This window comes from Streptacidiphilus jeojiensis (assembly GCF_042510965.1).
GTDB lineage: Bacteria > Actinomycetota > Actinomycetes > Streptomycetales > Streptomycetaceae > Streptacidiphilus > Streptacidiphilus jeojiensis.
The window spans coordinates 194593-220575 of record NZ_JBEUKS010000016.1 but is presented as its reverse complement, the minus strand read 5'-3'; the positions used below and the strand labels follow the sequence as shown (position 1 = coordinate 220575).

Genomic DNA, 25983 nt, shown 5'->3' with positions numbered 1-25983 from the left:
GGCGCCCGAGCCGTCACCCGCGCCCGCCGCGCCGGCCCCGGCCGGCTCCACCGCCGGCAAGGCGGCGGCCGCCGTCACCGCGCTGCTGCTGGCCCTCGGCCTCACCGCGATCGGCGGCGCCGGCGGAGCCCGGGCCTGGGCCGATCCGTCCGGCCCCGCGTCCGCGCAGGCCGGAACCACCGGGCCGGGCGCCCTGGCCTTCGACTACCCGTCCGGCCGTGACGACGACCCCATCGACACGCTGACCTCCGGGGCATGCCCGCACGCCACCGACCAGCTGATGGCCTCCATCAAGGGTGCGGGCTTCCCGGCGGGCGGAACCTCGCTGCTGGGCCTGTCGCCGGTGTCGATCTACCCCGAGGCCGCCAACGGCGGCTATGTGGTGCCGCTGCCGCAGACGCTGCGGGAGACCGCCAGCGCGGCCGGGGTCACCCTGCGCGGCGCCTACACCGTGGACGTCTACTGCCGGACCCGCTTCAACCCGGCCCACCTCAGGGACTTCACCGGCACCCTGGACTTCACCGCGCCGCGGAGCTGGAAGGCGAAGGACGTCGCCCCGGCCGGCTCGATCCATGCCGCGGTCAAGGCCGCCGCGACCGCCCTGGCCACCCCGTCGGCGGCCCCGACGGTGGTGGCGGAACCCGCTGCCGCCCCCGCCGCCCCCTCGGCCGGTACCCCGGTCGGCTCGGTGGTGGCCATGGCCGGCGGCGGACTGCTGCTGGCCGGCCTCGGCACCGGCGCGCTGCGCCGGCAGCGGGCCAGGGCCAGGGCGGCCGGACGATGACGCTCACCGCACCCCCGCCCGCCGCTCCGCAGGAGCCCGCACCGGCCGGTCCGGCGGTCGCGCCGCGGAAGCCCCCGCGGCCACGGCGCCCGGGCCGACCGGACGCCGCGGGCGCCTACGGCACCGCCCTGCTGATCCTGGCCGCCCTGGTCTTCGGGCTGCTGCTGGACATCGGCCCGGTCGGCGACGTCCGGCACGCCAGGGACCGCGAGACCAGCTACGCGGCGCTGCGCAAGGACCTCGCCGAGGGCACCATCCCGGTGGGGCAGACCGACAGCAGCGGCGCCCTGGTGCGCCAGGGCCGCCCGGTAGCGCTGCTGACCATCCCTCAACTCGGTTTGAAGGAAGTGGTCCTGGAGGGGACCACCTCCGGGGTGCTGGCCACCGGAGTGGGACACCGCCGGGACACGCCGCTGCCGGGGCAGGCCGGCACCAGTGTGCTGATGGGGCGTCAGTCGGGCTTCGGCGGTCCCTTCGGCCACCTGGCCGACCTGCGGCCCTCGGAGACCTTCACGGTCCTCACCGGCCAGGGCACCCAGACCTTCCGGGTGCTGGACGTGCGCCGGGCCGGCGACCCGGTGCCGCCCGCCCTAGCCGACGGCGCCGCCCGCCTGGTCCTGGTCACCGCCGACGGCCCGGCGTTCACCCCGGACGGACTGCTGCTGGTCGACGCCGACCTGGTCGGCAAGGTCCTCCCGGCGCCCGCCCGTCCGCTGGGCAGCGACGGGCTCGCGGCCGCCGAGAAGCCGATGGGGGTCGACCCCTCGGCCTGGGTGCCGCTGGTGCTGTGGGCCGAGGCGCTGCTGCTGGCCGCCGTCGGGGTGACCCTGGCCCGGCTGCGCTGGGGCCGCTGGCAGGCCTGGATCTGCGGCGTCCCGGTGCTGGGCGCGCTCGGGCTGTCCGTGGCCGACCAGGTGGTCCGGCTGCTGCCCAACCTCATCTGAACCGATCGTCAGGATCTGAAAGGCCATCATGTCGGTTACCCCCAGCAGTGCAGAGACGGTGGAGATCCCCGCCGTGGTGGAAGGCCAGGGGCGGGAGGCCGCCCGCCCAGGCGGGCTGGAAGCCCTCGCGGTCTCGGCCTGGTTCGGCGACCACAAGGTGCTGCAGCAGGTCTCGCTGCGGATGCCGGCCGGTGAGGTCACCGCGCTGATCGGCCCCTCGGGCTGCGGCAAGTCCACCTTCCTGCGCATCCTCAACCGGATGCACGAGCTGGTCCCCTCCGCCACCCTCAGCGGCGAGGTGCTGCTGGACGGCGAGGACGTCTACGCCCCGGGCCGCCGCCTCACCGACGCCCGGCGCCGGATCGGCATGGTGTTCCAGAAGCCCAACCCCTTCCCGGCGATGTCCATCTACGACAACGTCACCGCGGGCCTCAAGCTCACCGGCGTCAGGACCGGGCGCGGCGAGCGGGACCTGCTGGTGGAGGAGTGCCTGACCAAGGCCGGGCTGTGGAAGGAGGTCAGGGACCGGCTGCGGCAGCCCGGCGGCGCCCTGTCCGGCGGCCAGCAGCAGCGGCTCTGCATCGCCCGCTCGCTCGCGGTCCGGCCGCAGGTGCTGCTGATGGACGAGCCCTGCTCGGCGCTGGACCCCACCTCGACCCGGCGGATCGAGGAGACCATCAGGGAGCTGGCGGACGAGGTGACCATCGTCATCGTCACCCACAACATGCAGCAGGCACAGCGGGTCTCCGACCGCTGCGCCTTCTTCCTGGCCGCTCAGGGCACCCCCGGCGGCATCGTCGAACACGGCCCCACCGGGGCCATGTTCGACGCACCGCAGGACCAGCGCACCGCCGACTACGTCAACGGCCGCTTCGGCTGAGCCGGTTACATCCCCAGCTCGGCCGTCTGCACCCGGTCCACGGCCTCCTTGTCACCCTCCAGCTCGACCTGGGCCTGGTCCTGACGTCCCATCACAAACAGCAGCAGCTCTCCCGGCTCGCCGGTGACGGTGACCACCGGCGCGCCCTTGCGGGCGACCGCGGTCTGCCCGTCCGGGCGGCGCAGCACCAGTCCGGAGGGGGAGCGGCGGCCGTTCATGGAGGCCGACTGGGCCAGTCGCCTCCAGAGCACGTCGGCGAACTCGGGGTCCAGCACCCGCGGCGCCCAGCCGTCCTGGGCGCGGCGCACGTCCTCGCCGTGGACGAAGAACTCCACGGTGTTGGCGAGCTCGTCGGCGCCGGGGATGCCGAACAGGGACAGCCGCGGCGGCCCGGTGCGGATCAGCTCCAGCAGTTCGGGATAGGGCTTGGCGGCGAACTCGCCCTGGATCTTGGCGAGCCGTCCGGCCAGGGGCTTGATCATGATGCCGCCGGCCGCGTCGGGACGGCGCTCGCGGACCACGACGTGTGCGGCCAGGTCCCGGGTGGTCCAGCCCTTGCAGAGGGTGGGCGCGTCCGGTCCGGCGCTCTCCAGTAGGTCAACCAGCAGTAGGCGTTCGCGTCGGGCATGGTTCGACATGCGTTCAGCCTACGTCTGATGGGTCGTCAATGCGCGGCCTCATTCCTCCGGACGGCCCCGGACGGCCCCGGACTGTGCCGAACCGCTCACCGCAGCGGCGCGGTGAGCTGCGGGCCGGCCGGGTCGTGCTCGATGGCGCAGGTCGCGGTGCGCCGCCCGCCCCGGTAGGAGGCCAGGTCGGGCCAGATCACCCCGCCGACCACCAGCGGCCTGACGGTCTGCCGGGCCCGGACCGGGGCGGTGACCGGATAGCAGAGGCTGTTGGCCTTCTCGACGAGGGCGACTCCGGTGGTCAGCCCGGCCGGGAGCTGCAGCAGCCCGATCACCTGGCCGTCGTGCGGCTGGTGGCAGTCCTTCCTGCTGTAGCGGGAGGTGGCTCCGGTGTGCCCGGGGGCGTCGAAGCAGTCGCCGGGGCGGAGCAGCAGGTAGGGCAGGGTCTGCGGAACCGGCGAGGGGGACGGCGGGGGCGGGCTGCTGGGCACCGGGCTGGGGCTCGGACTGGCGCTCGGCGAGGCGGAGGCCGGGGCGGTGGCGGCCTTGCGGTGGCCGCCGCCGGCGAGGACCACCACCAGTACGGCGGCCACCACCAGCGCCAGCAGCCCGGCGGCCACCGCGAACGTGCGCCGCCGGGCCGTGGGCCGGTTCGTGCTCATGTTCCCCAGGATGCCCGCTGGGCGGGTCTCAGCGCAGCGGTGCGGTCAGTTTGGTGCCGCCGATGTCGATGGTGAGCACGCAGTACCCGGTGTGGTCACCGTTCCTGTAGGCGTCCAGCACCGGGTAGAAGACACTGCCGGAGAGGTCCGGGCTGCCCGGCTGCCGCTGGTAGACCGTGGAGTTGATGGGGTGGCAGATGCTGTCGGCCTTGGAGCTGATGGCGTCGTCCGTGGTCAACCCGCTGGGGATGGTCACCACGGCGGTCACCTGGCCGTCGTGGGAGCTGGAGCAGTTGCGCACGGTGATGTCGTCGACGGTGAAGGTGATGGCCGGGTCGCTGTAGCACTGACCCTTCTTCAGCTCGACCGCCTTGTAGGTGAGGTCGCTGGAGGAGGCGCTGGGCAGCGCGCTCGGCAGGTCACTGGGCAGATCGCTGGGGAGGTCGCTGGGCAGCTCGGACGGCAGGGACGAGGGCAGCGTGCCGGAGGGCAGCGCCAGCGGGGAGCTCTGCGACGCGACCGGGGTGTCGCCGTTCCCCGAACCGTGCATGGCCACGGCTATGCCGGTGCCGACGATGGCCAGCGCGACCACCGAGCCGACCACGATGGCGACGGTCTTGCCCCGTCCGCCGCCGTTGCCGCCACCGGGCGGCCCGTACGGCGGCTGGAGCTGTCCCGGGTACTGCGGCGGCCCGTACGGGGGCTGCTCCGGCTGGCCGGGGTAGGGCGGCTGGCCCGGGTACTGGGGCTGGTTGGGGAAGTTCTGGTACTGCGGCGGCCCCGGATAGGGCTGCGGCGGACCGAAGCCGGGAGCGGGCTGCTGCGGGGGCTGCTGCGGCGGCTGGTCCTGGCCGCCGTAAGGCGGTTGCTGAGGAGGCGGCGGGTAACTCATGGCGTACACAATGCCGGTAGGTAAGGGGTCGATGAGAGCCAGGTCGAACAAAAAGCCTCATCGACTCGGCCGGATCCGGGGAATTCACCTGGATCATCCCCATAAGTCCGTGCTGCGCCCCGCCGGCCCGCCGCCTTGGCACAATGGACGGCATGTCCGCCTCTCCCGCCGCCCCCGGCAGCACCGCCCTGGCCCCCGAGGTCGCCGCACGTCTGAAGCGCGACCCGCAGGGGCTGGTCCCCGCCGTCGCGCAGCAGTACGACACCGGGGAGGTGCTGATGATGGGTTGGATGGACGACGAGGCCCTGCACCGCACCCTCACCACCGGGCGCTGCACCTACTGGTCCCGCAGCCGCAGCGAGTACTGGGTCAAGGGCGACACCTCGGGCCACCTCCAGCTGGTGAAGTCGGTCGCCCTCGACTGCGACGGCGACACCCTGCTGGTCCAGGTCGACCAGGTCGGCGCCGCCTGCCACACCGGCGACCGGACCTGCTTCGACGCCGGGCAGTTGCCGGTCTCGGCCCCCGGCACCACCTCGACCTGATCGGATACGCTGCGCAACCATGACCACCGGCACCGTCAGCCCCGATCTCGAGACCTTCCGCAAGCTCGCCGTGGACCGCCGGGTCATTCCGGTGGTCCGTCGGCTGCTCGCGGACGGGGACACCCCCGTCGGCCTGTACCGCAAGCTCGCCGCCGAACGCCCCAACACCTTCCTGCTGGAGTCCGCCGAGCAGGGCCGGTCCTGGTCCCGGTACTCCTTCGTCGGCGTCCGCAGCAGCGCGGCACTGACGGTGGACCAGGAGGGACGGGCGTGCTGGCTCGGCGAACCGCCGGTCGGGGTGCCCACCGAGGGCGACCCGCTGGAGGTGCTGCGGGCCACCGTCGAGGCCCTGCACACCCCCCGAGACCTGCACCGGGACGGTGAACTCCCGCCGTTCACCGGCGGGATGGTCGGCTACCTCGGCTACGACGTGGTCCGCCGGCTGGAACGGCTGCCGGTGATCGCCCCGGACGACCTGGGCCTGCCCGAGCTGACCATGCTGCTCGCCACCGACCTGGCCGTGCTGGACCACGCCAACGGCACGGTGATACTGATCGCCAACGCGGTGAACCACGACGACCGCCCCACCGGCGTCGACGCCGCCCACGCGGACGCCGTGGCCCGGCTGGACGCGATGACCGCGGACCTGGCCCGCCCGGTGGACGCCGGCGCCGCCTCACTCACCCCGGTCGCCTCGGTCGACGCCGTCTCGCCCTTCGGTGGTGCCCCCTACCGGGGCGCCGTCGAGGAGGTCAAGGAACGGATCAGGGCCGGCGAGGCCTTCCAGGTGGTGCCCTCGCAGCGGTTCGAGGTCCCCTGCCCGGCCAGCGCGCTGGACGTCTACCGGGTGCTGCGGGCCACCAACCCCAGCCCCTACATGTACCTGTTCCGCTTCGCGGGCACCGCCGGCGGCGCCGACTTCGACGTGGTCGGCTCCAGCCCCGAGGCGCTGGTCAAGGTCGAGGACGGGCGGGCCATGGTGCACCCCATCGCCGGCACCAGGCACCGCGGCGCCACCCCCGAGGAGGACGCCGCCCTGGCCGCCGAGCTGCTGGCCGACCCCAAGGAGCGCGCCGAGCACCTGATGCTGGTCGACCTCGGCCGCAACGACCTGGGCCGGGTCTGCGCCCCCGGCAGCGTCGAGGTGGTGGAGTTCATGACGGTGGAGCGCTACAGCCATGTGATGCACATCGTCTCCACCGTCACCGGCCGGGTCGCCGCCGACCGCACCGCCTTCGACGTGCTCACCGCCTGCTTCCCGGCCGGGACGCTGTCCGGGGCGCCCAAGCCCCGCGCCATGCAGATCATCGAGGAGCTGGAGCCCACCCGGCGCGGCCTCTACGGCGGCTGCGTCGGCTACCTGGACTTCGCCGGCGACTCCGACACGGCCATCGCCATCCGCACCGCGCTGATCCGGGACGGCAGGGCCTACGTCCAGGCCGGCGCGGGGGTGGTCGCCGACTCGGTGCCCGAGAGCGAGGACGCGGAGTGCCGCAACAAGGCCGCCGCCGTGCTCCGGGCGGTGGCGGGCGCGAGCACCCTGCAACCGGTGCGGTGACCCTGCGTCCGGCCGCGGCGCGGGCTCAGGGCACACTGGAACGGTGACCGCGCTGCCCGTGACCGAACCAGAGACCGAGACCCCTGACGGGACCCCCGCCGAGGACGCCGCCCCGCGCCGTCCGGACCGGCGCAGCCTCGCCCTGATGCTGCTGCTCACCGTCGTCGGTGCGGCCGTGGTGCTGCTCGCCGCCGGACAGACCTGGGCGCACGGCAGCGTCGCCTTCCAGACCACCCGGCTCAAGGTCTCCGCCAGCGGCTCCGAGACCAGCGGACTGCCCGGGGCGCTGGCCCTGGTGGCGCTGGCCGCCGCGGTGGCCGTCTTCACCGTGCGCGGCGTCGGCCGGGCCGTGGTCGGCGCGCTGCTGGCCCTGGCCGGTGCCGGAGTGGCGGTGACCGCCCTGCTCGCCGCCACCGGGGACGGCGCCCTGGACAGCAAGGCCGCCCGCGCCGTCGGCCTCACCAAGGCCACCGCCACCGGGGTCGGCCACACCCTCTGGCCCTGGGTCGGGGCGCTGGGCGGCGTCCTGCTGCTCCTCGGCGGGCTGCTGGTGCTCGCCAGGGGCCGCGACTGGCCGGGCATGTCCGCACGCTACGACGCCCCCGGGAAGGCGGCTGGCCGCCCCCGCGGAGCCGCCGCGAAGCGCGCCACGCCCGACCAGGAGACCCCGGCCGACCTGTGGAAGGCCATGGACCGGGGCGAGGACCCGACACGTTAGGTCACAGTGGGCCACCCCGCACGGCGGCGCGGACCGGCGTACGGAACAATGTGCAGCGAGAGTCAGCATTGAGAGACACCGTGCAACCAAGGAGCAGCAATGTCGGGTAGTGCCCACGGACACACCACCGCCGCCTGGACCGGGGTGACCATCTCCTTCATCGGCTTCTTGCTCGCCGGTGTGGCCATGGTCATTCCCAGCCCGATCCTGGTCATCGTCGGACTCGTGCTGGCCCTGGTCGGCCCGGGCGTCGGCAAGATGCTGTCGGCGGCCGGCTACGGCAAGAAGGTCGACACGGCCCCGAAGGTCGACACCGCCAAGAAGACCCCGGTCGGCACCGGCGCCTCGCACTGACCGTGTCGGATGCGGCGGGACGCCCCGCCCCCCGATCCCTGACCGCGCCGGCGGTCGCCCTCGCGGCGGTCGGCGCGGCGACGGCGTATGTGGCCGAGGTCGATCCCAACCACCCCGGCCACTACCCCACCTGCCCGTTCCTGCTGCTCACCGGCTGGTGGTGCCCCGCCTGCGGCGGGCTGCGCTGTGTCCACGAGCTGACCCGCGGCGACCTGTCGGCCGCCGTGCACGACAACGTCCTGGTCGTGGCCTCGGTGGTGCTCGCCACCGTGTTCTGGGCCCGTTGGACCTACCGCGCGGCGCGCGGGCGGCGCAGCCCGGTGCCCGGCATCCCGCGCCGCTGGACGTGGGGCCTGATCGCCGCCCTGGTGGCCTTCACGGTGCTGCGCAACCTCCCGTTCGGCTCGTTCCTGGCCCCGCCCTCGGTCCCGCTGTCAGGGCTGTGACCAGCGGCGTCGTGTCCAGCCAACGAGACCGGGCGTGGCTCGATGCAGGCCATGGCGGTTCCGGCGGATACCATCGACAGTGGCTGGAAGCAGCCGGGCCAATCTCCACCACCCCGCCATCCACACCTGCAGAAGGGGGCGTCCAGCGTGAGCGTGCTCGACGAGATCATCGCCGGAGTCCGTGAGGACCTCGAAGAGCGCCAGAAGCTGGTGTCCCTGGACGAGCTCAAGGAACTGGCCGTCCAGGCCCCGCTGGCCAAGGACGGCGTGGCCGCCCTGCGCGGCGACAGCGTGCGGGTGATCTGCGAGGTCAAGCGCTCCAGCCCGTCCAAGGGCGCGCTGGCCGCGATCGCCGACCCGGCCGCCCTCGCCGCCGACTACGCCGCGGGCGGGGCCGCCGCCATCTCGGTCCTCACCGAGCAGCGCCGCTTCGGCGGCTCGCTGGCCGACCTCAAGGCGGTGCGCGCGGCGGTCGACACCCCGCTGCTGCGCAAGGACTTCATCGTCACCGCCTACCAGCTGTGGGAGGCCCGCGCCGCCGGCGCCGACCTGGCCCTGCTGATCGTCGCCGCGCTGGAGCAGCCGGCGCTGGAGTCGCTGATCGAGCGGGCCCAGTCGATCGGGCTGACCCCGCTGGTCGAGGTGCACGACGAGGAGGAGGTCGCGCGCGCGGTGGACGCCGGCGCGCGGATCATCGGCGTGAACGCCCGCAACCTCAAGGACCTCAAGGTCGACCGGGACACCTTCGCCAATGTCGCGCCGTCGATCCCGTCGCACATCGTCAAGGTCGCCGAGTCGGGCGTCCGCGGCCCGCACGACCTGATCGCCTACGCCAACGACGGCGCCGACGCCGTCCTGGTCGGCGAGTCCCTGGTCACCGGCCGCGACCCCAAGGCCGCCGTCGCCGACCTGGTCGCCGCCGGCGCCCACCCGGCCATCCGCCACGGCCGCTGAGAAACCCGCTACCCTCATGGCCATGTCCCCCCGCCTACAGCCCGGATGCAAGCCGCGCGGCTGCCGTGCGCCCGCGCGCCGCGTGCTGGGGCGGCGTGTCCGCTACGTGATCGGCGCCGAGCCGGGCCAGGTCCCCGGCCGCCGATGGCAGGGCCCGCGCAGCTAGAGGACTGTCCGCAGCAGCTCAGCCATGCAGCACCGTAGGGGCGCGGGGAACTGCGCGACCAACCCGGACGGACCTGCACCGGCGAACCCTGCCGCCCCACACCCTCGTTGCGCTTACGACGCCCCTGCCCACCTCACACATCTGAGGACCAGTCATGTCTACGCACGCCCTCACACCCGACGGCCGCGGCTACTTCGGAGCCTACGGCGGCCGCTTCATCCCGGAGGCCCTGGTCGCCGCCGTGGAGCAGGTCGCCGACGAGTACGAGAAGGCCAAGGCCGACCCCGCCTTCGGCGCCGAACTCGCCGCCCTGCTCAAGGACTACACCGGACGTCCGAGCCCCCTCACCGACGTCCACCGCTTCTCCGCGGAGGCCGGCGGGGCCCGCATCCTGCTGAAGCGCGAGGACCTCAACCACACCGGCTCGCACAAGATCAACAACGTCCTGGGCCAGGCCCTGCTCACCCGCCGGATGGGCAAGACCCGGCTGATCGCCGAGACCGGTGCGGGCCAGCACGGTGTGGCCACCGCCACCGCCGCGGCGCTCTTCGGCATGGACTGCACCATCTACATGGGCGAGGTCGACACCCAGCGCCAGGCGCTGAACGTCGCCCGGATGCGGATGCTCGGCGCCGAGGTGGTCCCGGTCACCTCCGGCAGCCGCACCCTCAAGGACGCCATCAACGAGGCCTTCCGCGACTGGGTCGCCAACGTCGACTCCACCCACTACCTCTTCGGCACGGTCGCCGGACCGCACCCCTTCCCCATGATGGTCCGTGAGTTCCACCGGGTGATCGGCATCGAGGCCAGGGCCCAGGTGCTGGACCGCACCGGCGCCCTCCCGGACGCCGTGGTGGCCTGCGTCGGCGGCGGCTCCAACGCGATGGGGATCTTCTACGACTTCATCCCCGACGCCGGCGTCCGACTGATCGGCATCGAGGCCGCCGGCGAGGGCGTGGACACCCCGCGCCACGCCGCCACCCTCACCAAGGGCGACCCGGGGGTGCTGCACGGCTCCCGCACCTACGTGCTGCAGGACGAGGACGGCCAGACCATCGAGAGCCACTCCATCTCGGCCGGCCTGGACTACCCGGGCGTCGGCCCCGAGCACGCCTACCTCAAGGACTCCGGCCGCGCCGAGTACCGGCCCTGCACCGACGACGCCGCCATGCAGGCCCTGCGGCTGCTCTCCCGCACCGAGGGCATCATCCCGGCGATCGAGAGCTCGCACGCCCTCGCCGGGGCGCTGGAGCTGGGCCGCGAGCTCGGCCCGGACGCGACCATCCTGGTCAACCTCTCCGGGCGCGGGGACAAGGACATGCACACCGCCGCCGAGTACTTCGGCCTGCTCGACGGGGAGACCAAGTGAACACCCAGCTCAGCGGAGTCCTCGCGGCCGCCAAGGCGGCGGACCGGGCCGCCCTCATCGGCTACCTCCCGGCCGGCTTCCCGACCATCGACGGCGCCGCCCAGGCCGTGCAGGCGCTGATCGACGGCGGCGCGGACGCGGTCGAGATCGGCCTGCCGCACAGCGACCCGGTGCTGGACGGGCCCACCATCCAGACCGCCGACGACATCGCCCTGCGCAACGGGGTCCGCACCAGGGACGTACTGGAGACGGTCCGTCAGGTCACCGCGGCCAACCCGACCGTGCCGGTGCTGGTGATGACCTACTGGAACCCGGTGGACCGCTACGGCGCCGCCCGTTTCGCCGCCGACCTGGCCGCCGCCGGGGGAGCCGGCTGCATCCTGCCCGACCTGCCGGTCGAGGAGGCGGGCCCCTGGCTCGCCGCCGCCGAGGAACTGGGCCTGGCCACGGTGTTCGTGGTCGCCCCGTCCAGCCGGGACCAGCGGCTGGCGACGATCACCGCCAGCGGCACCGGCTTCGTCTACGCGGCCGCGGTGATGGGCGTCACCGGCAGCCGCAACCAGGTCGGCGAGATGGCCGAGGACCTGGTGCGGCGCACCCGGGCCACCACCGACCTGCCGGTCTGCGTCGGCCTCGGCGTCTCCACCGCGGCGCAGGCCGCCGAGGTGGCGGCGTTCGCCGACGGGGTGATCGTCGGCTCCGCCTTCGTCCAGCGGATCCTGGACGCGGCCTCCCCGGAGGCCGGCTACGCGGCCGTCCGCGAGCTCGCCGCCGAGCTCGCCGAGGGCGTCCGCAAGCGTTAGCCCCTGGCGGCGGCCGCCGTCCCGGGGCCGCCGCCGCGAAGTCGCCCTAAACCCGCCACGCGGTCACTCGTTCAGGTGAGTGGCCGCGTGGCGCGTGTCCCCGTGAGTGCCCTCCTCGTTGATGATCCGGCAGGTGGCTCCTTTTGGCGCCGCCCGTGCGCGCCCGCACGACCGCGATCAGAGGAGGTCCACCGTGGCTGTCTCCACCCGTGCCCGGGTGACCCGAGCGGCCGTCGCCGCCGTGGCGCTGGCCGTCGCCGTGGGCGCCGAGGCCAGCGTGGGCAGGGCGTTGTCCGAGGGCGGCCGGCAGCGGTTGGTCGCGGAGCAGACCACCGGCTACGACCGGGCCGACCCCCTGGTCGCCAGCCGCAGCGTCCAGCGCCCCGCCCTGATCGCCGACGTCCCGCAGCGCAAGGTCCTCAACGGCCTGCCGGCGCGGCTCGCCCCGGACGGCGCCGGCGTCGACGTCGGCTATGCCGACGCCCCCGTGGTGCTCACCCTCTTCGAGGACTTCCGCTGCTCCTCCACCCGTGACTTCGAACGCCGGCAGGGCGCCGAACTGGCCGCCCTGGCCGCCCGGCACCAGGTGCTGGTCCGCTACGTCATGGAGTCCTCGCTGGACCAGCGGCTGCCCGGTCCCGGCGCCGTGCTCGCCACCAACGCGGCCAGGGCCGCCCTGTCCCGGGGCGCCTTCCCGCTGTTCCACGCGCTGCTGTTCGCCAACCAGCCGGACGAGTGGGTGAACGGCTTCACCGTGCCCCGACTGCTGGCCATCGCCGGCACGGTGCCGCATCTGCGCGGCCCGGCCTTCGACACCGAGGTCCGCACGGTCTGGTACCGGACCTGGGTCGACGCGGCGCAGACCGCCTACAACGACGCGCACGTCCGATTCGGGACGCCCTCGATGCTGGTGGACGGCAACGAGGTGGACCTCGGCGCGCAGCACGAGCTGCTGAGCGACCCCAAGGCGCTGGGCGCCTTCGTCGCGCAGGCGGCCGCGCGGAAGGCGACTGCGGAGCAGTACTGACCGTCCTGAGCAGTACTGAACAGTCATGAATCGCAGGGAGGCGATGCCGGATGGCCACGGATCAGATGGCCCGGGCGGGTGGGAAGCAGATGGAGCGCGGGCGCCGCGGCGCGATCGTCACGGGGATCGGCACCGCCGCGCGGCTCGGGCTCGCGGTGGTGTGGGCCTGGGCCGGGCTGGCCAAGATCTCCGATCCCGAGGCCGCGGCGCAGGCCGTGCGCGCCTACCGGCTGCTGCCGGAGGCCCTGGTGAAACCGTTCGGCTACGGGCTGCCCTTCCTGGAACTGGCGCTGGCCCTGCTGCTGCTGGTCGGTCTGGGCACCCGGGTCGCGGCCGCCCTCTCCGGACTGCTGCTGCTGGTCTACATCGGGTCCATCGCCTCGGTCTGGGCCCGCGGGATCTCCATCGACTGCGGCTGCTTCGGCGGCGGCGGCGCGGTGAGCGCCTCGCACACCGCCTACCTGCAGGAGATCTCCCGCGACATCGGCTTCCTGCTGCTGGCCGGATGGCTGGTCAGGTGGCCCCGCACCTGGGCCTCGCTGGACGGCCTGCTCGCAACGGACTGACCCACCGCAGTAGTTCAACATGTCCCCGGATATTTGGTGATGACGCAGCAATGAGCCAGAAGAACAGCAGTGAAGCCAAGCGCACCGCGCGCGAACGGATGCAGGAGGAGCGCGCCGCCCAGGAGGCCAAGACCAAGCGGCTGCGCAAGTTCGGCATCATCGGCACGGTGCTCGCCGTGATCGTGGTGGCCGTGGTGATCGGCGTGCTGGTGCAGAACAGTCGCACCAGCTCGTACGACGCCGCCACCCAGGCCCCGGCCGGGACCATCGGCACCAACAAGCTGATCATCCCGGTGGGCTCCTCGGCCGCTCCGTCCACGCTCACGGTCTACGAGGACCTGCGCTGCCCGGCGTGCGGCTCCTACGAGAAGAGCTTCCACACCACGGTCAACCAGCTGATGGCCCAGGGCAAGATCCACGTGAACTACCACGTGGTCTCGTTCATCGACCGCAACGACAACGGCTCAGGGTCGAAGAACGCCGCCAACGCGGTGGCCTGCGCGCAGAACGTCGGCAAGTTCCACGGCTACCACGACGTCCTCTACGCCAACCAGCCGGACGAGACCGACGACGCCTGGGCGGACAAGTCCAAGCTGATCACGCTGGCCAAGCAGGTCCCCGGGCTGGACACGCCCACCTTCGAGTCCTGCGTGAACAACAACAGCTTCGGGGCCTGGGTCACCGCGGTGCAGAAGGACTTCGACAAGTCCGGCTACACCTCCACCCCGACCATCCTGCTCAACGGCACCTCGGCCTACCCCACCTACAACGGGGAGCAGATCAGCACGGCCAACCTGATCAAGTGGGTCGACGCCGCGAACAAGGGCAAGACCCCGGCGACGATCTCGCCGTCGGCCTCGGCCGCGCTGGTCTCACCGAACGCGTCGCCCAGCGCCGCCGGCTGAGCCCCGAGGCCCCGGCCGGGCCGACACGCAGTCAGCGGGACCGTCGCAGCAGGCCGCCCTGGTGGGCGGCGGCGATCGCGGCGGTCCTGCTGTCCACTCCGAGCTTGTCGTAGACATGGACCAGATGGGTCTTAACGGTGGCCTCGCTGATGAACAGCCGCCGGGAGATCTGGCGGTTGGTCAGGCCCTCGGCCAGCAGTTCCAGGATCTCGGTCTCGCGCGGTGAGAGCGTGGGGCGGCCGGCCCGGACCCGGCCCAGCAGCCGGGCCGCCACCGGCGGCGCGAGCACCGTCTCGCCGCGGGCGGCCGCCCTGATCGCGGCGGCCAGGTCCTCCGGCGGGGCGTCCTTGAGCAGATAGCCGGTGGCGCCGGCCTCGACGGCCGCCAGGATGTCGCCGTCGGTGCTGTAGGTGGTCAGGATCAGCACCGACGGGGGATCGGGCAGTGCGGTGATCCGGCGGGTGGCCTCGACACCGTGCATCCCGGCGCCCATCTGAAGGTCCATCAGTACCACGTCGACCCGGTCCGCGCCCGCCTGTGCGGCCTCGGCCAGGAAGCGCAGCGCGGCGGCCCCGTCGGCGGCCTCGCCCACGGGGTCCAGCTCCGGCAACTCCTCCAGCAGGGCGCGCATCCCGCGCCGCACCACCGGGTGGTCGTCCACCAGCAGCACCCGGATCACCGGTCCGCCTCCGTCTGCTGCGGAACGGCCAGCGGCAGCGACGCGGCGACGACGGTGCCCTCTCCCGGGGTGGACTCGATCGCGAGGCGGCCACCGAGGTCGGTGATCCGCTCCCGCATCCCGTGCAGGCCGAACCGGGGCCGGTGGTCGTCATCGCCCGTCGCCCGGTCTGCCTCCCGGCCTGCCTCCCGCTCTGCGCCGAAGCCCCGTCCGTCGTCGTAGACGTCCAGCGTCACCTGGTCGTCCAGATAGCTGAGGGTCACCGCGACCCGGTCGGCGTCGGCGTGCCGCCGCACATTGGCGAGCGCCTCCTGGGTCAGCCGTAGCAGCGCCACCTCGGCCTCGACCGGCAGCGGGCAGGCCTCGCCGTCCTGATGGAACGACACCCGGGGGACCGGGCCGTACCCGGCGGTGACCCGGCGCAGCGCCTCGGGCAGGGTGGTGTCCTGCAGGGACGGGGGAGTGAGCGCGGCGACGAAGCGGCGCGCCTCGGCCAGGTTGTCGGCGGCGGTGCCGCCGATCTCCCGGATCCGCCGCCGAGCGGTCCCGGCGCCTTCCGGCAGCGCGTTCTCCGCCGAGCGGGACAGCAGCACGATGCTGGACAGGCCCTGGGCCAGGGTGTCGTGGATCTCCCTGGCCAGCCGCTGCCGCTCGGCCAGCCGGCCGGCCTCGCGCTGGCTGGCGGCCAGTTCGTCCCTGGTCCGCACCAGGTCGTCGATCAGCCGCTGCCGGGTCGAGCTCTCCCGGTACAGCACCGAGTAGCCGTAGGCGGTGAGCACCGCCACCACCGCGCCCACGCACGGACCTATCACCTTCGCCGCGGTCAGCCCGCCGTCGGTGCCGGCCTGCGCCGCGACCACCACCCCGGTCAGCGCCGCGACCACCGGCAGCGACCAGCGCGGCGGCAGCAGGTGCAGTCCGATCAGGAACAGCGGGAACACCACGTAGCCGGCCGCCGGGTCGACCGCGGTCAGCCCGGTCCACAGCGCCGCGACCCCGGCGAACCAGATCCGGGAGGCGGCACGCGAGGAGCGCACCCGGCGCAGCCCGCCGCAGGCGTAGGCCGCCCCCAGCGCCACGCCCAGCAGCACGCCGGCCGCTCCGGCGCCGTTGACCAGGCCCGCCACCAGCAGCGCGTAGAACATCGCATGCAGGGCGGCGCCCATCACCCGTACGGCGGGCAGATGGACGGCGGGGGCGTCGGTACTGGTCACAGCGTTCGAGCCTAAGGCCGTCGGCACCGCTGTCCGGCCTGCGCCGGTATCAACCTTTCGATGGATTCGGGACCACTCCTCTCCCTGATGGGCGCGGACGCCGGTGCCGCCAGGGTGGAGGCACGGTCCACTCCTGGAGGATTTCCGGTGTTCATCGCCCTGCGCGAGATCCGCTTCGCCCGCGGGCGCTTCGCCCTGATGGGCGCGGTCGTCATGCTCATCACCACGCTGGTCGCCTTCCTGTACGGGCTCACCGGTGGGCTCGCCGCCGACGCCTCCTCGGCGGTGGCGCGGCTCCCGGTCGGTTCGATCGTCTTCGCGGCCGGGCAGGGCGCCTCGCCGCAGGTGTCCTTCAGCAACAGCAGCGTCGGCCCGGCCCAGCTCGCCGCCTGGCAGTCGGCCCCCGGGGTCGGTTCCGTCGCCGCTCTCGGCATCGCCATGTCCCGGCTGACCAGCGCCGACAGCGCGACGTCGGTCAGCGTCCTGGGCGTTCCGGCCGCACTGCTACCACCGCTGGAGTCCGGCAGCGCACCCGCAGCCGGGCAGGTCGCCGTCGGCGCCAGGACGGCTCGGGCGGACGGCGTCACCGTCGGCAGCAGGGTCACCGTCGGCGCGCGGACCCTCACCGTCTCCGGCATCACCGCCGACCGCTCCTACGGCCACGCCCCCAGCGTCTGGACCACCGAACCGACCTGGCAGCAACTCAGCGGGGCCACCGCCCCCAGCGCGCTGGCCGTCGACCCCGGGACCGCCGACACCACCGCCCTGGACCGGCTGCAGAACACCCGGACCGTCGGCCGCGAGGCCGCACTGGCCGGTATCGACGGGTTCTCCGCCGAACAGGGCAGCCTGCGGATGATCCAGGGCTTCCTCTTCGCCGTGAGCGCCCTGGTGGTGGGCGCCTTCTTCACTGTCTGGACCGTACAACGCGGCACTGACATCGCCGTCCTCAAGGCCGTCGGCGCCTCCAGCGGCTACCTGGTGCGGGACGCCCTGGCCCAGGCGCTGGTGCTGCTGCTCGGCGGCACCGTCACCGGCGCGGCCGTCGGTGTCGCCGGCGGCGCCCTGCTGAGCAGCGGCGGCCTGCCCTTCGTCCTCAGCGGCGCCACCGTCGCCGTTCCGGTGCTGGCCATGGTGGTGCTCGGCCTGGCCGGCGCCGCCCTGGCCGTCCGCCGGATCACCTCCGCCGACCCGTTGACCGCCCTGGGAGCCAACCGATGAACGGCCTAACCCTGCAGGACGTCGTGCTCACCTACCCGGACGGCGACCGCCGGCTGACCGCCCTGGACCGGGTCAGCCTGCACGCCGCCCCCGGCACCCTGACCGCCGTGGTCGGACCCTCCGGCTCCGGCAAGTCCAGCCTGCTCGCCGTCGCCGCGACGCTGCTGCGCCCCGACTCCGGCCGGGTCCTGGTGGCCGGGCGGGACACCGCCGGGCTGAGCCCCAGGCAGGCCACCGAGCTGCGCCGGGACCGCATCGGCATCGTCTTCCAGCAGCCGAACCTGCTGGCCTCGCTGACCGCCCTGGAACAGCTCCAGGCCATGGCCCATCTGCGCGGCGTCAGCGCCAAGGCCGGTCTGCCCCGCGCCGAGCGGCTGCTGGCCTCGGTCGGCCTCGGCGACGGCAGGCAGCACCGCCGTCCGCACCAGCTCTCCGGCGGCGAACGCCAGCGCGTCAACATCGCCCGCGCGCTGTTCGCCGAGCCCGCGGTGCTGCTGGTGGACGAGCCCACCTCGGCGCTGGACCACGACCGCGGCGCCCGCATCGTCGACCTCCTGGCCGCGGTCACCCGCGACCACGAAACCGCCACCGTGATGGTCACCCACGACCGCGGCTTCGCCGCCCGCGCCGACCGGACCCTGGAACTCACCGACGGCAGACTGGCCTGAACCAAAATCGGTGGCCCGCCCCAGGCCCGTACCGGCAAGCTCATCGCATGAATGTGCTGCTGGCCGGCGTCGTCGGCTCGACCGCGTACGGGCTCGCGCACCAGGGCTCCGACATCGACGTGCTCGGCATGTTCGCGGCGCCCACCGCGGACCTGCACGGGCTGCACCGGCCGCAGGAGTCGGTGGTCAGGTACAGCCCCGACAGCACCTTCCACGAGGTCGGGAAGGCCGTGCGGCTGATCCTGTCCAGCAATCCGACGGCCAGTGAGATCCTCTGGCTGGAGGAGTACCAGGTGAGCACCCCGCTGGGGGAGGAGCTCGTCGCGCTGCGCGGCTCGCTGCTGTCCGAGCGCGGGGTCCGCAGCGCCTACCTCGGCTACGCCACCCAGCAACTGCGCAAGCTGCTGACCCGCGGACCGGAGCAGGCCGCCCGCGCGGCCAAGCACGCCCGCCACCTGGTCCGGCTGCTGCGCCAGGCGGAGGAGCTGCACACCACCGGCCGGCTGACGGTCCGGCTCGCCGACCCGGACGAGGTGCGCCGGCTGGGGGAGTGGATCGCGGAGCGGCCGGAGCGCGCCGAGCCGCTGCTGTCCCGGGCCGAGTCGGTCCTGGACGGTCCCGGAATGCTGCCGCAGGCACCGGACGAGGCCGCCGCCGACGCCTGGCTGCGGCGGGTCCGGCGGGCCTTCTACATCTGAAGGCAAGGCTAACCTTGCAGGTCAGAGGGGCAGTAAGGCAGTACTTCCTTACTGGAACAAAACTTGGACAGAGTCTAGTTTTACTGATGTGACCAGTACCGCAGCACGTATCGATGCCCCCGTCCCGTCGTCCGCCGGCCCCTCCGACGTACCCTCTGCCGAGTCCATAGCCGCGACCGCCGAGGCGTACGCGCACACCCACCGCGACGTCAGCGGCGGGTGGCTGCGTCCGGCCGTGTTCGGGGCGATGGACGGGCTGGTCTCCAACTTCGCGCTGATGGCCGGCGTGGTCGGCGGGAACGTCGGGCACCAGGCGATCGTGCTGACCGGGCTGGCCGGACTGGCGGCCGGCGCCTTCTCGATGGCGGCGGGGGAGTACACCTCGGTGGCCTCGCAGCGCGAGCTGGTCCAGGCCGAGCTGGAGATCGAGCGGCTGGAGCTGCGCCGCAACCCGGGCGAGGAGCTGGCCGAGCTGGCGCAGCTCTACGTGGAGCGCGGCGTGGAGCCGCGGCTGGCCTTCGAGGTCGCCCAGCAGCTGACCGCCGACCCGGAGCGGGCCCTGGAGGTGCACGCCCGCGAGGAGCTGGGCATCGACCCGGAGGACCTGCCGTCGCCGCTGCTCGCCGCGGTCTCCTCGTTCGCCGCCTTCTCGATCGGCGCGCTGCTGCCGCTGCTGCCCTACCTGCTCGGCGCGACCAGCCTGCTGCCCGCGCTGGGGCTGGCCGTGGTCGGCCTGTTCGGCTGCGGCGCCGTGGTGAGCAAGGTGACCGCGCGCAGCTGGTGGTTCAGCGGCCTGCGGCAGCTCGCGCTGGGCACCGCGGCGGCCGGGATCACCTTCGCGCTGGGCCACCTGATCGGTGCGCACATCGGCTGACCTGCGGGGGTTCGTCCGGGGCCGGGACAGGTCCGGGTGGTGTTACTCACACCATGCGGACATATGAACCCCCTGTTTCGCACGCCTGTCGTTCGGGCACACTTGCGAGGACGTCCGAGCTCTCCCTACCCCACGAGAACCGGGCGGTTCCTGATCCGCCGCGCGTGGCCGCACCTCGGGCCTGACCTGCTGCGTTGTCCACATGATGGACTCCAGAATCCACTTTGTGGAATCCACGGCATCATGTAACCTGCACGAAATCGCAGAGGGCCAGCGTCGTCCCGGATGCGCATGTGAATTGTGACCATGCCGAACACGACGACACGACGGGAGAGCCGATGCTGTCTGCGTCCCCGCAGTCTTCCCCCAAGCCCTACTGGGCTCTGGCGGACGCGCGCCCCGCTCAGCAGGGCCTGTACGACCCCAGCAATGAGCATGACGCCTGCGGCGTCGGCTTTGTGGCGACGCTCACCGGCAAGGCCGAGCACCGCATCGTCGAGCAGGCACTCACCGTTCTCCGCAACCTCGAACACCGCGGCGCCACCGGTGCCGAGCCCGACTCCGGCGACGGCGCGGGCATCCTCACCCAGGTCCCGGACGCCTTCCTGCGCGGCAAGGTCGACTTCGCCCTCCCCGCGGCCGGCTCCTACGCCGTCGGCATCGCCTTCCTGCCCGACGCGGACGACGCCGACGCCGCAGCCGTGGCGGCCATCGAGGCCGTCGCCGCCGAGGAGGGCCTGACCGTCCTCGGCTGGCGCGACGTCCCGGTCACGCCCGACCTGCTCGGCGTCACCGCCCGCTCGGTCATGCCGCGCTTCCGCCAGCTCTTCGTCGCCGACGCCGACACCGACGCGGGGGCCGGCCGCTCCGGCCTGGAGCTGGACCGCGTCGCGTTCGTGCTGCGCAAGCGCGCCGAGCGCGAGGCCGGCGTCTACTTCCCCTCGCTGTCCGCGCGCACCCTGGTCTACAAGGGCATGCTCACCACCGGCCAGCTGGAGCCGTTCTTCCCCGACCTGTCGGACCGCAGCTTCGCCTCCGCCATCGGCCTGGTGCACTCCCGCTTCTCCACCAACACCTTCCCGAGTTGGCCGCTGGCCCACCCGTACCGGTTCATCGCCCACAACGGCGAGATCAACACGGTCAAGGGCAACCGCAACTGGATGACCGCCCGCGAGTCCCAGCTCGCCACCGACCTCATCCCGGACAACCGCAACGGCCAGGGCCTGGACCGGATCTTCCCGGTCTGCACCCCGGACCACTCCGACACCGCGTCCTTCGACGAGGTCCTGGAACTGCTGCACCTCGGCGGCCGCACGCTGCCGCACGCCGTGCTGATGATGATCCCTGAGGCGTGGGAGAACCACGCCACCATGGACCCCGACCGCCGCGCCTTCTACCAGTTCCACTCCAACCTGATGGAGCCCTGGGACGGCCCGGCCTGCGTCACCTTCTCCGACGGCACCCAGATCGGCGCGGTCCTGGACCGCAACGGCCTGCGCCCGGCCCGCTACTGGATCACCGAGGACGGCCTGGTCGTGCTCGCCTCCGAGGTCGGCGTGCTCGACATCCCGCAGGACCAGGTGGTCCGCAAGGGCCGGCTGCAGCCCGGCCGGATGTTCCTGGTCGACACGGCCGCCGGCCGGATCGTCGAGGACGAGGAGATCAAGGCCGAGCTCGCCGCCGAGAACCCCTACCAGGAGTGGCTGCACGCCGGCTCGATCACCCTGGACGCGCTGCCCGAGCGCGAGCACATCGCGCACACCCACGCCTCGGTGACCCGCCGTCAGCAGACCTTCGGCTACACCGAGGAGGAGCTGCGGGTCATCCTCGCGCCGATGGCCAAGACCGGCGGCGAACCGCTCGGCTCGATGGGCACCGACTCGCCCATCGCCGCGCTCTCCGAGAAGCCCCGGCTGCTGTTCGACTACTTCACCCAGCTGTTCGCGCAGGTCACCAACCCTCCGCTGGACGCCATCCGGGAGGAGCTGGTCACCTCGCTGTCCAGCAACCTCGGCCCCGAGGGCAACCTGCTGGACGCCGAGGCCGCCTCCTGTCGCTCCGTCACCATCCCCTTCCCGGTGATCGACAACGACGAGCTGGCCAAGCTGGTCCACATCAACGCCGACGGCGACCTGCCCGGCCTCAAGGCGGTCACCCTCTCCGGCCTCTACAAGGTCTCCGGTGGCGGCGCAGCCCTGGCCGCGCGGCTCACCGAGATCGCGGCCGAGGCCGACGCCGCCATCGCCGACGGCGCCCGCATCATCGTGCTGTCCGACCGGCACTCCGACGCCGAGCACGCGCCGATCCCCTCGCTGCTGCTCACCGCAGCCGTGCACCACCACCTGATCCGCACCAAGCAGCGCACCCATGTCGGCCTGATCGTCGAGGCCGGCGACGTCCGCGAGGTGCACCACGTGGCGCTGCTCATCGGCTACGGCGCCGGCGCGGTCAACCCCTACCTGGCCATGGAGTCCGTCGAGGACATGGCCTCGTTCGGCAACTTCGTGGACGGCGTCGAGCCCGAGAAGGCCATCCGCAACCTGATCTACGCGCTGGGCAAGGGCGTCCTCAAGGTGATGTCCAAGATGGGCATCTCCACCGTCGCCTCCTACCGCGGCGCGCAGGTCTTCGAGGCCATCGGCCTCTCCCAGGACCTGGTGGACACCTACTTCGCCGGCACCACCACCAAGCTCGGCGGCGTCACCCTGGACCAGATCGCCCAGGAGACCGCCGCCCGGCACGCCCAGGCCTACCCGGTCTCCGGCATCTCCCCGGCCCACCGCCGACTGGAGATAGGGGGCGAGTACCAGTGGCGCCGCGAGGGCGAGCCGCACCTGTTCGACCCCGAGACGGTGTTCCGGCTCCAGCACTCCACCCGCACCAAGCGCTACGACATCTTCAAGCAGTACACCGGACGCGTGAACGAGCAGTCCGAGCGCTTGATGACGCTGCGCGGGCTCTTCAAGTTCGCCGAGGGCCGTACCCCGATCCCCATCGACGAGGTCGAGCCGGTCTCCGAGATCGTCAAGCGGTTCTCCACCGGCGCCATGTCCTACGGCTCCATCTCCATGGAGGCCCACGAGACCCTCGCCATCGCGATGAACAGCATCGGCGGCAAGTCCAACACCGGTGAGGGCGGCGAGGACCCCGAGCGCCTCTACGACCCGCAGCGCCGCTCCGCGATCAAGCAGGTCGCCTCCGGCCGCTTCGGCGTCACCAGCGAGTACCTGGTCAACGCCGACGACATCCAGATCAAGATGGCCCAGGGCGCCAAGCCCGGCGAGGGCGGCCAGCTGCCCGGCCACAAGGTCTACCCCTGGGTCGCCCGCACCCGGCACTCCACCCCCGGCGTCGGCCTGATCTCCCCGCCGCCGCACCACGACATCTACTCCATCGAGGACCTCGCCCAGCTGATCCACGACCTCAAGAACGCCAACCCGGCCGCCCGCATCCATGTGAAGCTGGTCTCCGAGGTCGGCGTCGGCACGGTCGCGGCCGGCGTCAGCAAGGCCCACGCGGACGTCGTCCTGGTCTCCGGACACGACGGCGGCACCGGCGCCTCACCGCTCACCTCGCTCAAGCACGCCGGCGGACCCTGGGAGCTCGGCCTCGCCGAGACCCAGCAGACGCTGCTGCTCAACGGCCTGCGCGACCGCATCGTGGTGCAGACCGACGGCCAGCTCAAGACCGGCCGCGACGTGGTCATCGCCGCGCTGCTCGGCGCCGAGGAGTTCGGCTTCGCCACCGCGCCCCTGGTGGTCTCCGGCTGCATCATGATGCGGGTCTGCCACCTGGACACCTGCCCGGTCGGCGTCGCCACCCAGAACCCGGTGCTGCGCGAACGCTTCAGCGGCAAGCCCGAGTTCGTGGTGAACTTCTTCGAGTTCATCGCCGAGGAGGTCCGCGAGATCCTCGCCGAGCTGGGCTTCCGCACCATCGAGGAGGCCGTCGGCCACGCCGAGCTGATCGACGCCACCAAGGCCGTCGACCACTGGAAGGCCAACGGGCTGGACATCGCCCCGCTGCTGCACGTGCCCGCGCTGCCCGAGGGCACCGCGCTGCACCGCACCACCGAGCAGGACCACGCCCTGGACAAGGCCCTCGACAACCAGCTCATCGAGCTGGCCGAGCAGGCCCTGCTGCACGGCGAGGCGGTCCGCGCCCAGGTCCCGATCCGCAACGTCAACCGCACCGTCGGCACCATGCTCGGCCACGAGGTGACCAAGCGGTACAAGAGCGAGGGCCTGCCCGAGGGCACCATCGACATCACCTTCAACGGCTCCGCCGGACAGTCCTTCGGCGCCTTCGTCCCGCGCGGCATCACGCTGCGTCTCGAGGGCGACGCCAACGACTACGTCGGCAAGGGCCTGTCCGGTGGCGTGCTGGTGGTCCGCCCGGCCCGGGACGCCGCCGCCATCGGCGCCGACGCCCAGGCCCACGTCATCGCCGGCAACACCATCGGCTACGGCGCCACCGCGGGCCGGATCCACCTGCGCGGCAAGGCCGGCGAGCGCTTCGCCGTCCGCAACTCCGGCGCCACCCTGGTCGTCGAGGGCGTGGGCGACCACGGCCTGGAGTACATGACCGGCGGACGGGTCGTCATCCTCGGCGAGACCGGGCGCAACCTCGCAGCCGGCATGTCCGGCGGCATCGCCTACGTCCTGGACATGCGACCCAACAACGTCAACACCGGCATGGTGGGCATCGAGGCCCCCGACGCGGCCGACCGCGAATGGCTGCGCGACACCGTCCAGCAGCACTACGAGGAGACCGGCTCCACCGTGGCCGCCGAACTCCTCGCCGACTGGGGCAGCGGCGTCTCCCGCTTCTCCAAGATCATGCCCCGTGACTACAAGGCCGTGCTCGCCGCCAAGGACGCCGCCGAGCGAGACGGGCTCTCCGAGTCCGCGACCACCGCGAAGATGATGGAGGCTGCCAACCGTGGCTGACCCCAAGGGCTTCCTCACCACGCCCAAGCAACTCGCCGAGCGCCGCCCCGTCGACGTCCGCATCAAGGACTGGAACGAGGTCTACGTCGAACGCAGCCTCCTGCCCATCATCACCAAGCAGGCCGGCCGCTGCATGGACTGCGGCATCCCGTTCTGCCACAACGGCTGTCCGCTGGGGAACCTCATCCCCGAGTGGAACGACCTGGCCTACCGGGACGACTGGAACGGCGCCATCGAGCGCCTGCACGCCACCAACAACTTCCCGGAGTTCACCGGGCGGCTGTGCCCCGCGCCCTGCGAGTCCGCCTGCGTCCTGGGCATCAACCAGGACCCGGTGACGATCAAGAACGTCGAGGTCACCATCATCGACAAGGCCTGGGACAACGGCGGCGTCGCCCCGCAGCCGCCCGAGCGCCTCTCCGGCAAGACCGTCGCCGTCGTCGGCTCCGGCCCCGCCGGACTCGCCGCCGCCCAGCAGCTCACCCGGGCCGGCCACACCGTGGTGGTGTACGAGCGCGCTGACCGCATCGGCGGCCTGCTGCGCTACGGCATCCCCGAGTTCAAGATGGAGAAGCGGCACGTCAACCGGCGCGTCGAGCAAATGCGCGCCGAAGGCACCCGGTTCCGCACCGGCGTCGAGGTCGGCGTCGACGTCACCGGCCGCCAGCTGCGCGAGCGCTTCGACGCGGTCGTCGTCGCCGCCGGCGCCACCACCGCCCGCGACCTGCCCGTCCCCGGCCGCGAGCTGGGCGGCATCCACCAGGCGATGGAGTACCTGCCGCTGTCCAACAAGGTGCAGGAGGGCGACTACGTCGACTCCCCGATCAGCGCCAAGGGCAAGCACGTCATCGTCATCGGCGGCGGCGACACCGGCGCGGACTGCCTCGGCACCGCGCTGCGCCAGGGCGCGGCCTCGGTCACCCAGCTGGAGATCATGCCCCGCCCCAGCGACGACCGTCCGGCCAACCAGCCCTGGCCGACCATGCCGATGACCTACAAGGTCACCTCCGCGCACGAGGAGGGCGGTGAGCGCGTCTACGCGGTCAACACCACCCACTTCACCGGAGACGAGGACGGCAACGTCCAGGAACTGCACCTGGTCGAGGTCGAGTTCAAGGCCGGCCGGTTCGAGCCGATCCCCGGCACCGAGCGCTCCATCCCGGCCCAGCTGGTCACCCTCGCCATGGGCTTCACCGGCACCGACGTCCAGAACGGCCTGGTCGAGCAGCTCGGCGTCGACCTGGACGCCCGCGGCAACGTCGCCCGGGACGGGAAGTTCGCCACCAACGTCGACGGCGTCTTCGTCGCCGGCGACGCGGGCCGCGGCCAGTCCCTGATCGTCTGGGCCATCGCCGAGGGCCGCTCGGCCGCCAAGGCGGTCGACAGCTACCTCTCCGGCCGGGCCTCCACCCTGCCGGCCCCGATCCGCCCCACGGACCGTCCGGTCACCGTCTGACGGTCCCAAGGAATTCCGGGGC

25 protein-coding genes and 1 pseudogene are annotated in these 25983 nt (G+C 72.8%); 21 read left to right on the top strand and 5 right to left on the bottom strand.

The genetic code is table 11. The features are described from left to right. The 3 genes and pseudogenes from ABUW04_RS34545 to ABUW04_RS34535 form a co-directional block, all read left to right on the top strand. Positions 1–784 (top strand): annotated as a pseudogene (locus ABUW04_RS34545) (hypothetical protein); the annotation flags it as partial. After that, positions 781–1728 (top strand): sortase, encoded by a 948-nt coding sequence (locus ABUW04_RS34540; protein ID WP_380568366.1) that lies wholly within the window; start codon positions 781–783, stop codon positions 1726–1728. The pseudogene ABUW04_RS34545 and the gene ABUW04_RS34540, both read left to right, overlap by 4 nt. Positions 1729–1756: 28 nt before the next feature. Further along, positions 1757–2608, top strand: a complete 852-nt coding sequence (locus ABUW04_RS34535) for a phosphate ABC transporter ATP-binding protein (RefSeq protein WP_380568365.1) — start codon at positions 1757–1759, stop codon at positions 2606–2608. Between the two features lie 5 nt (positions 2609–2613). Here the strand turns inward: ABUW04_RS34535 and ABUW04_RS34530 are convergent, their stop codons facing one another. The 3 genes from ABUW04_RS34530 to ABUW04_RS34520 all read right to left on the bottom strand — a co-directional run bounded on the left by ABUW04_RS34530 (position 2614) and on the right by ABUW04_RS34520 (position 4791). Further along, positions 2614–3246: a TIGR03085 family metal-binding protein gene (locus ABUW04_RS34530; RefSeq protein WP_380568364.1), complete on the bottom strand. Its 633-nt coding sequence runs from the start codon at positions 3244–3246 to the stop codon at positions 2614–2616. Between the two features lie 86 nt (positions 3247–3332). Beyond that, on the bottom strand, positions 3333–3899 hold the full coding sequence (locus tag ABUW04_RS34525; RefSeq protein WP_380568362.1) for a hypothetical protein: 567 nt from the start codon (positions 3897–3899) through the stop codon (positions 3333–3335). Between the two features lie 28 nt (positions 3900–3927). After that, the gene (locus ABUW04_RS34520) at positions 3928–4791 is read right to left on the bottom strand and encodes a hypothetical protein (RefSeq protein ID WP_380568361.1); all 864 of its coding nucleotides are present in this window, start codon (positions 4789–4791) and stop codon (positions 3928–3930) included. 152 nt (positions 4792–4943) lie between these two features. On the opposite strand from ABUW04_RS34520, the gene hisI reads away from it, so the two are divergent. The 12 genes from hisI to ABUW04_RS34460 all read left to right on the top strand — a co-directional run bounded on the left by hisI (position 4944) and on the right by ABUW04_RS34460 (position 14202). Continuing rightward, entirely contained in the window at positions 4944–5336 is a 393-nt protein-coding gene (hisI, locus tag ABUW04_RS34515; RefSeq protein WP_030248302.1) for a phosphoribosyl-AMP cyclohydrolase, read from the top strand. Between the two features lie 19 nt (positions 5337–5355). Continuing rightward, on the top strand, positions 5356–6894 hold the full coding sequence (locus tag ABUW04_RS34510; protein WP_380568360.1) for an anthranilate synthase component I: 1539 nt from the start codon (positions 5356–5358) through the stop codon (positions 6892–6894). A gap of 43 nt (positions 6895–6937) precedes the next feature. Continuing rightward, positions 6938–7612: a TIGR02234 family membrane protein gene (locus ABUW04_RS34505; protein WP_030248299.1), complete on the top strand. Its 675-nt coding sequence runs from the start codon at positions 6938–6940 to the stop codon at positions 7610–7612. 99 nt (positions 7613–7711) lie between these two features. Continuing rightward, complete coding sequence (locus ABUW04_RS34500) at positions 7712–7966, top strand: HGxxPAAW family protein (RefSeq protein WP_030248296.1); 255 nt, start codon at positions 7712–7714, stop codon at positions 7964–7966. 2 nt (positions 7967–7968) lie between these two features. Beyond that, positions 7969–8412, top strand: coding sequence for a DUF2752 domain-containing protein (locus ABUW04_RS34495; RefSeq protein WP_232241967.1), 444 nt, complete (start codon positions 7969–7971; stop codon positions 8410–8412). 147 nt (positions 8413–8559) lie between these two features. Beyond that, positions 8560–9366, top strand: coding sequence for an indole-3-glycerol phosphate synthase TrpC (gene trpC / locus ABUW04_RS34490; RefSeq protein ID WP_030248293.1), 807 nt, complete (start codon positions 8560–8562; stop codon positions 9364–9366). Between the two features lie 16 nt (positions 9367–9382). Then, positions 9383–9532, top strand: coding sequence for a tryptophan biosynthesis modulator TrpM (trpM, locus tag ABUW04_RS34485; protein ID WP_380568359.1), 150 nt, complete (start codon positions 9383–9385; stop codon positions 9530–9532). Between the two features lie 154 nt (positions 9533–9686). Then, positions 9687–10901, top strand: a complete 1215-nt coding sequence (gene trpB, locus ABUW04_RS34480) for a tryptophan synthase subunit beta (protein WP_030248291.1) — start codon at positions 9687–9689, stop codon at positions 10899–10901. Then, complete coding sequence (trpA, locus tag ABUW04_RS34475; RefSeq protein WP_380568358.1) at positions 10898–11704, top strand: tryptophan synthase subunit alpha; 807 nt, start codon at positions 10898–10900, stop codon at positions 11702–11704. The genes trpB and trpA overlap by 4 nt, the downstream gene beginning before the upstream one ends. Before the next feature lie 193 nt (positions 11705–11897). Further along, positions 11898–12731 (top strand): DsbA family protein, encoded by an 834-nt coding sequence (locus ABUW04_RS34470; protein WP_380568356.1) that lies wholly within the window; start codon positions 11898–11900, stop codon positions 12729–12731. Positions 12732–12781: 50 nt separating this feature from the next. Further along, complete coding sequence (locus tag ABUW04_RS34465; RefSeq protein ID WP_380568355.1) at positions 12782–13297, top strand: MauE/DoxX family redox-associated membrane protein; 516 nt, start codon at positions 12782–12784, stop codon at positions 13295–13297. A 50-nt stretch (positions 13298–13347) separates the two neighbouring features. Beyond that, positions 13348–14202: a DsbA family protein gene (locus ABUW04_RS34460; protein WP_380568354.1), complete on the top strand. Its 855-nt coding sequence runs from the start codon at positions 13348–13350 to the stop codon at positions 14200–14202. A 31-nt stretch (positions 14203–14233) separates the two neighbouring features. On the opposite strand, the gene ABUW04_RS34455 is transcribed toward ABUW04_RS34460, so the two are convergent. After that, the gene (locus ABUW04_RS34455) at positions 14234–14881 is read right to left on the bottom strand and encodes a response regulator (protein WP_380568353.1); all 648 of its coding nucleotides are present in this window, start codon (positions 14879–14881) and stop codon (positions 14234–14236) included. After that, the gene (locus ABUW04_RS34450) at positions 14878–16095 is read right to left on the bottom strand and encodes a sensor histidine kinase (RefSeq protein ID WP_380568352.1); all 1218 of its coding nucleotides are present in this window, start codon (positions 16093–16095) and stop codon (positions 14878–14880) included. The genes ABUW04_RS34455 and ABUW04_RS34450 overlap by 4 nt, the downstream gene beginning before the upstream one ends. A gap of 60 nt (positions 16096–16155) precedes the next feature. Between ABUW04_RS34450 and ABUW04_RS34445 the strand changes: the two genes are divergently transcribed. From ABUW04_RS34445 to ABUW04_RS34420, 6 genes are all read left to right on the top strand, one after another. After that, a complete protein-coding gene (locus ABUW04_RS34445) occupies positions 16156–17316 on the top strand; it encodes an ABC transporter permease (protein ID WP_380568351.1) in 1161 nt (386 codons plus the stop codon). After that, positions 17313–17984: an ABC transporter ATP-binding protein gene (locus ABUW04_RS34440; RefSeq protein WP_380568350.1), complete on the top strand. Its 672-nt coding sequence runs from the start codon at positions 17313–17315 to the stop codon at positions 17982–17984. The genes ABUW04_RS34445 and ABUW04_RS34440 overlap by 4 nt, the downstream gene beginning before the upstream one ends. 47 nt (positions 17985–18031) lie before the next feature. After that, positions 18032–18682 carry a nucleotidyltransferase domain-containing protein gene (locus ABUW04_RS34435; protein ID WP_380568349.1) on the top strand — a complete coding sequence of 217 codons (651 nt, stop codon included), beginning with the start codon at positions 18032–18034 and terminating at the stop codon, positions 18680–18682. Positions 18683–18848: 166 nt separating this feature from the next. Next, positions 18849–19556, top strand: a complete 708-nt coding sequence (locus tag ABUW04_RS34430; RefSeq protein WP_380568374.1) for a VIT1/CCC1 transporter family protein — start codon at positions 18849–18851, stop codon at positions 19554–19556. Positions 19557–19894: 338 nt separating this feature from the next. Beyond that, positions 19895–24505: a glutamate synthase large subunit gene (gltB, locus tag ABUW04_RS34425; RefSeq protein ID WP_380568348.1), complete on the top strand. Its 4611-nt coding sequence runs from the start codon at positions 19895–19897 to the stop codon at positions 24503–24505. Beyond that, positions 24498–25961, top strand: a complete 1464-nt coding sequence (locus ABUW04_RS34420) for a glutamate synthase subunit beta (protein ID WP_030248269.1) — start codon at positions 24498–24500, stop codon at positions 25959–25961. The genes gltB and ABUW04_RS34420 overlap by 8 nt, the downstream gene beginning before the upstream one ends. Positions 25962–25983 lie beyond the last annotated feature (22 nt).

What these genes read in the sequence shown, in the direction of transcription:
- ABUW04_RS34525 (WP_380568362.1), bottom strand. Translation starts at nt 3,899, where the DNA reads ATGAGCACGAACCGGCCCACGGCCCGGCGGCGCACGTTCGCGGTGGCC.
- trpB (WP_030248291.1), top strand. Translation starts at nt 9,687, where the DNA reads ATGTCTACGCACGCCCTCACACCCGACGGCCGCGGCTACTTCGGAGCC.
- ABUW04_RS34510 (WP_380568360.1), top strand. Translation starts at nt 5,356, where the DNA reads ATGACCACCGGCACCGTCAGCCCCGATCTCGAGACCTTCCGCAAGCTC.
- hisI (WP_030248302.1), top strand. Translation starts at nt 4,944, where the DNA reads ATGTCCGCCTCTCCCGCCGCCCCCGGCAGCACCGCCCTGGCCCCCGAG.
- ABUW04_RS34535 (WP_380568365.1), top strand. Translation starts at nt 1,757, where the DNA reads ATGTCGGTTACCCCCAGCAGTGCAGAGACGGTGGAGATCCCCGCCGTG.
- ABUW04_RS34445 (WP_380568351.1), top strand. Translation starts at nt 16,156, where the DNA reads ATGGATTCGGGACCACTCCTCTCCCTGATGGGCGCGGACGCCGGTGCC.
- ABUW04_RS34440 (WP_380568350.1), top strand. Translation starts at nt 17,313, where the DNA reads ATGAACGGCCTAACCCTGCAGGACGTCGTGCTCACCTACCCGGACGGC.
- ABUW04_RS34530 (WP_380568364.1), bottom strand. Translation starts at nt 3,246, where the DNA reads ATGTCGAACCATGCCCGACGCGAACGCCTACTGCTGGTTGACCTACTG.
- trpM (WP_380568359.1), top strand. Translation starts at nt 9,383, where the DNA reads ATGGCCATGTCCCCCCGCCTACAGCCCGGATGCAAGCCGCGCGGCTGC.
- ABUW04_RS34540 (WP_380568366.1), top strand. Translation starts at nt 781, where the DNA reads ATGACGCTCACCGCACCCCCGCCCGCCGCTCCGCAGGAGCCCGCACCG.
- ABUW04_RS34500 (WP_030248296.1), top strand. Translation starts at nt 7,712, where the DNA reads ATGTCGGGTAGTGCCCACGGACACACCACCGCCGCCTGGACCGGGGTG.
- ABUW04_RS34465 (WP_380568355.1), top strand. Translation starts at nt 12,782, where the DNA reads ATGGCCACGGATCAGATGGCCCGGGCGGGTGGGAAGCAGATGGAGCGC.
- ABUW04_RS34520 (WP_380568361.1), bottom strand. Translation starts at nt 4,791, where the DNA reads ATGAGTTACCCGCCGCCTCCTCAGCAACCGCCTTACGGCGGCCAGGAC.
- gltB (WP_380568348.1), top strand. Translation starts at nt 19,895, where the DNA reads ATGCTGTCTGCGTCCCCGCAGTCTTCCCCCAAGCCCTACTGGGCTCTG.
- ABUW04_RS34435 (WP_380568349.1), top strand. Translation starts at nt 18,032, where the DNA reads ATGAATGTGCTGCTGGCCGGCGTCGTCGGCTCGACCGCGTACGGGCTC.
- ABUW04_RS34460 (WP_380568354.1), top strand. Translation starts at nt 13,348, where the DNA reads ATGAGCCAGAAGAACAGCAGTGAAGCCAAGCGCACCGCGCGCGAACGG.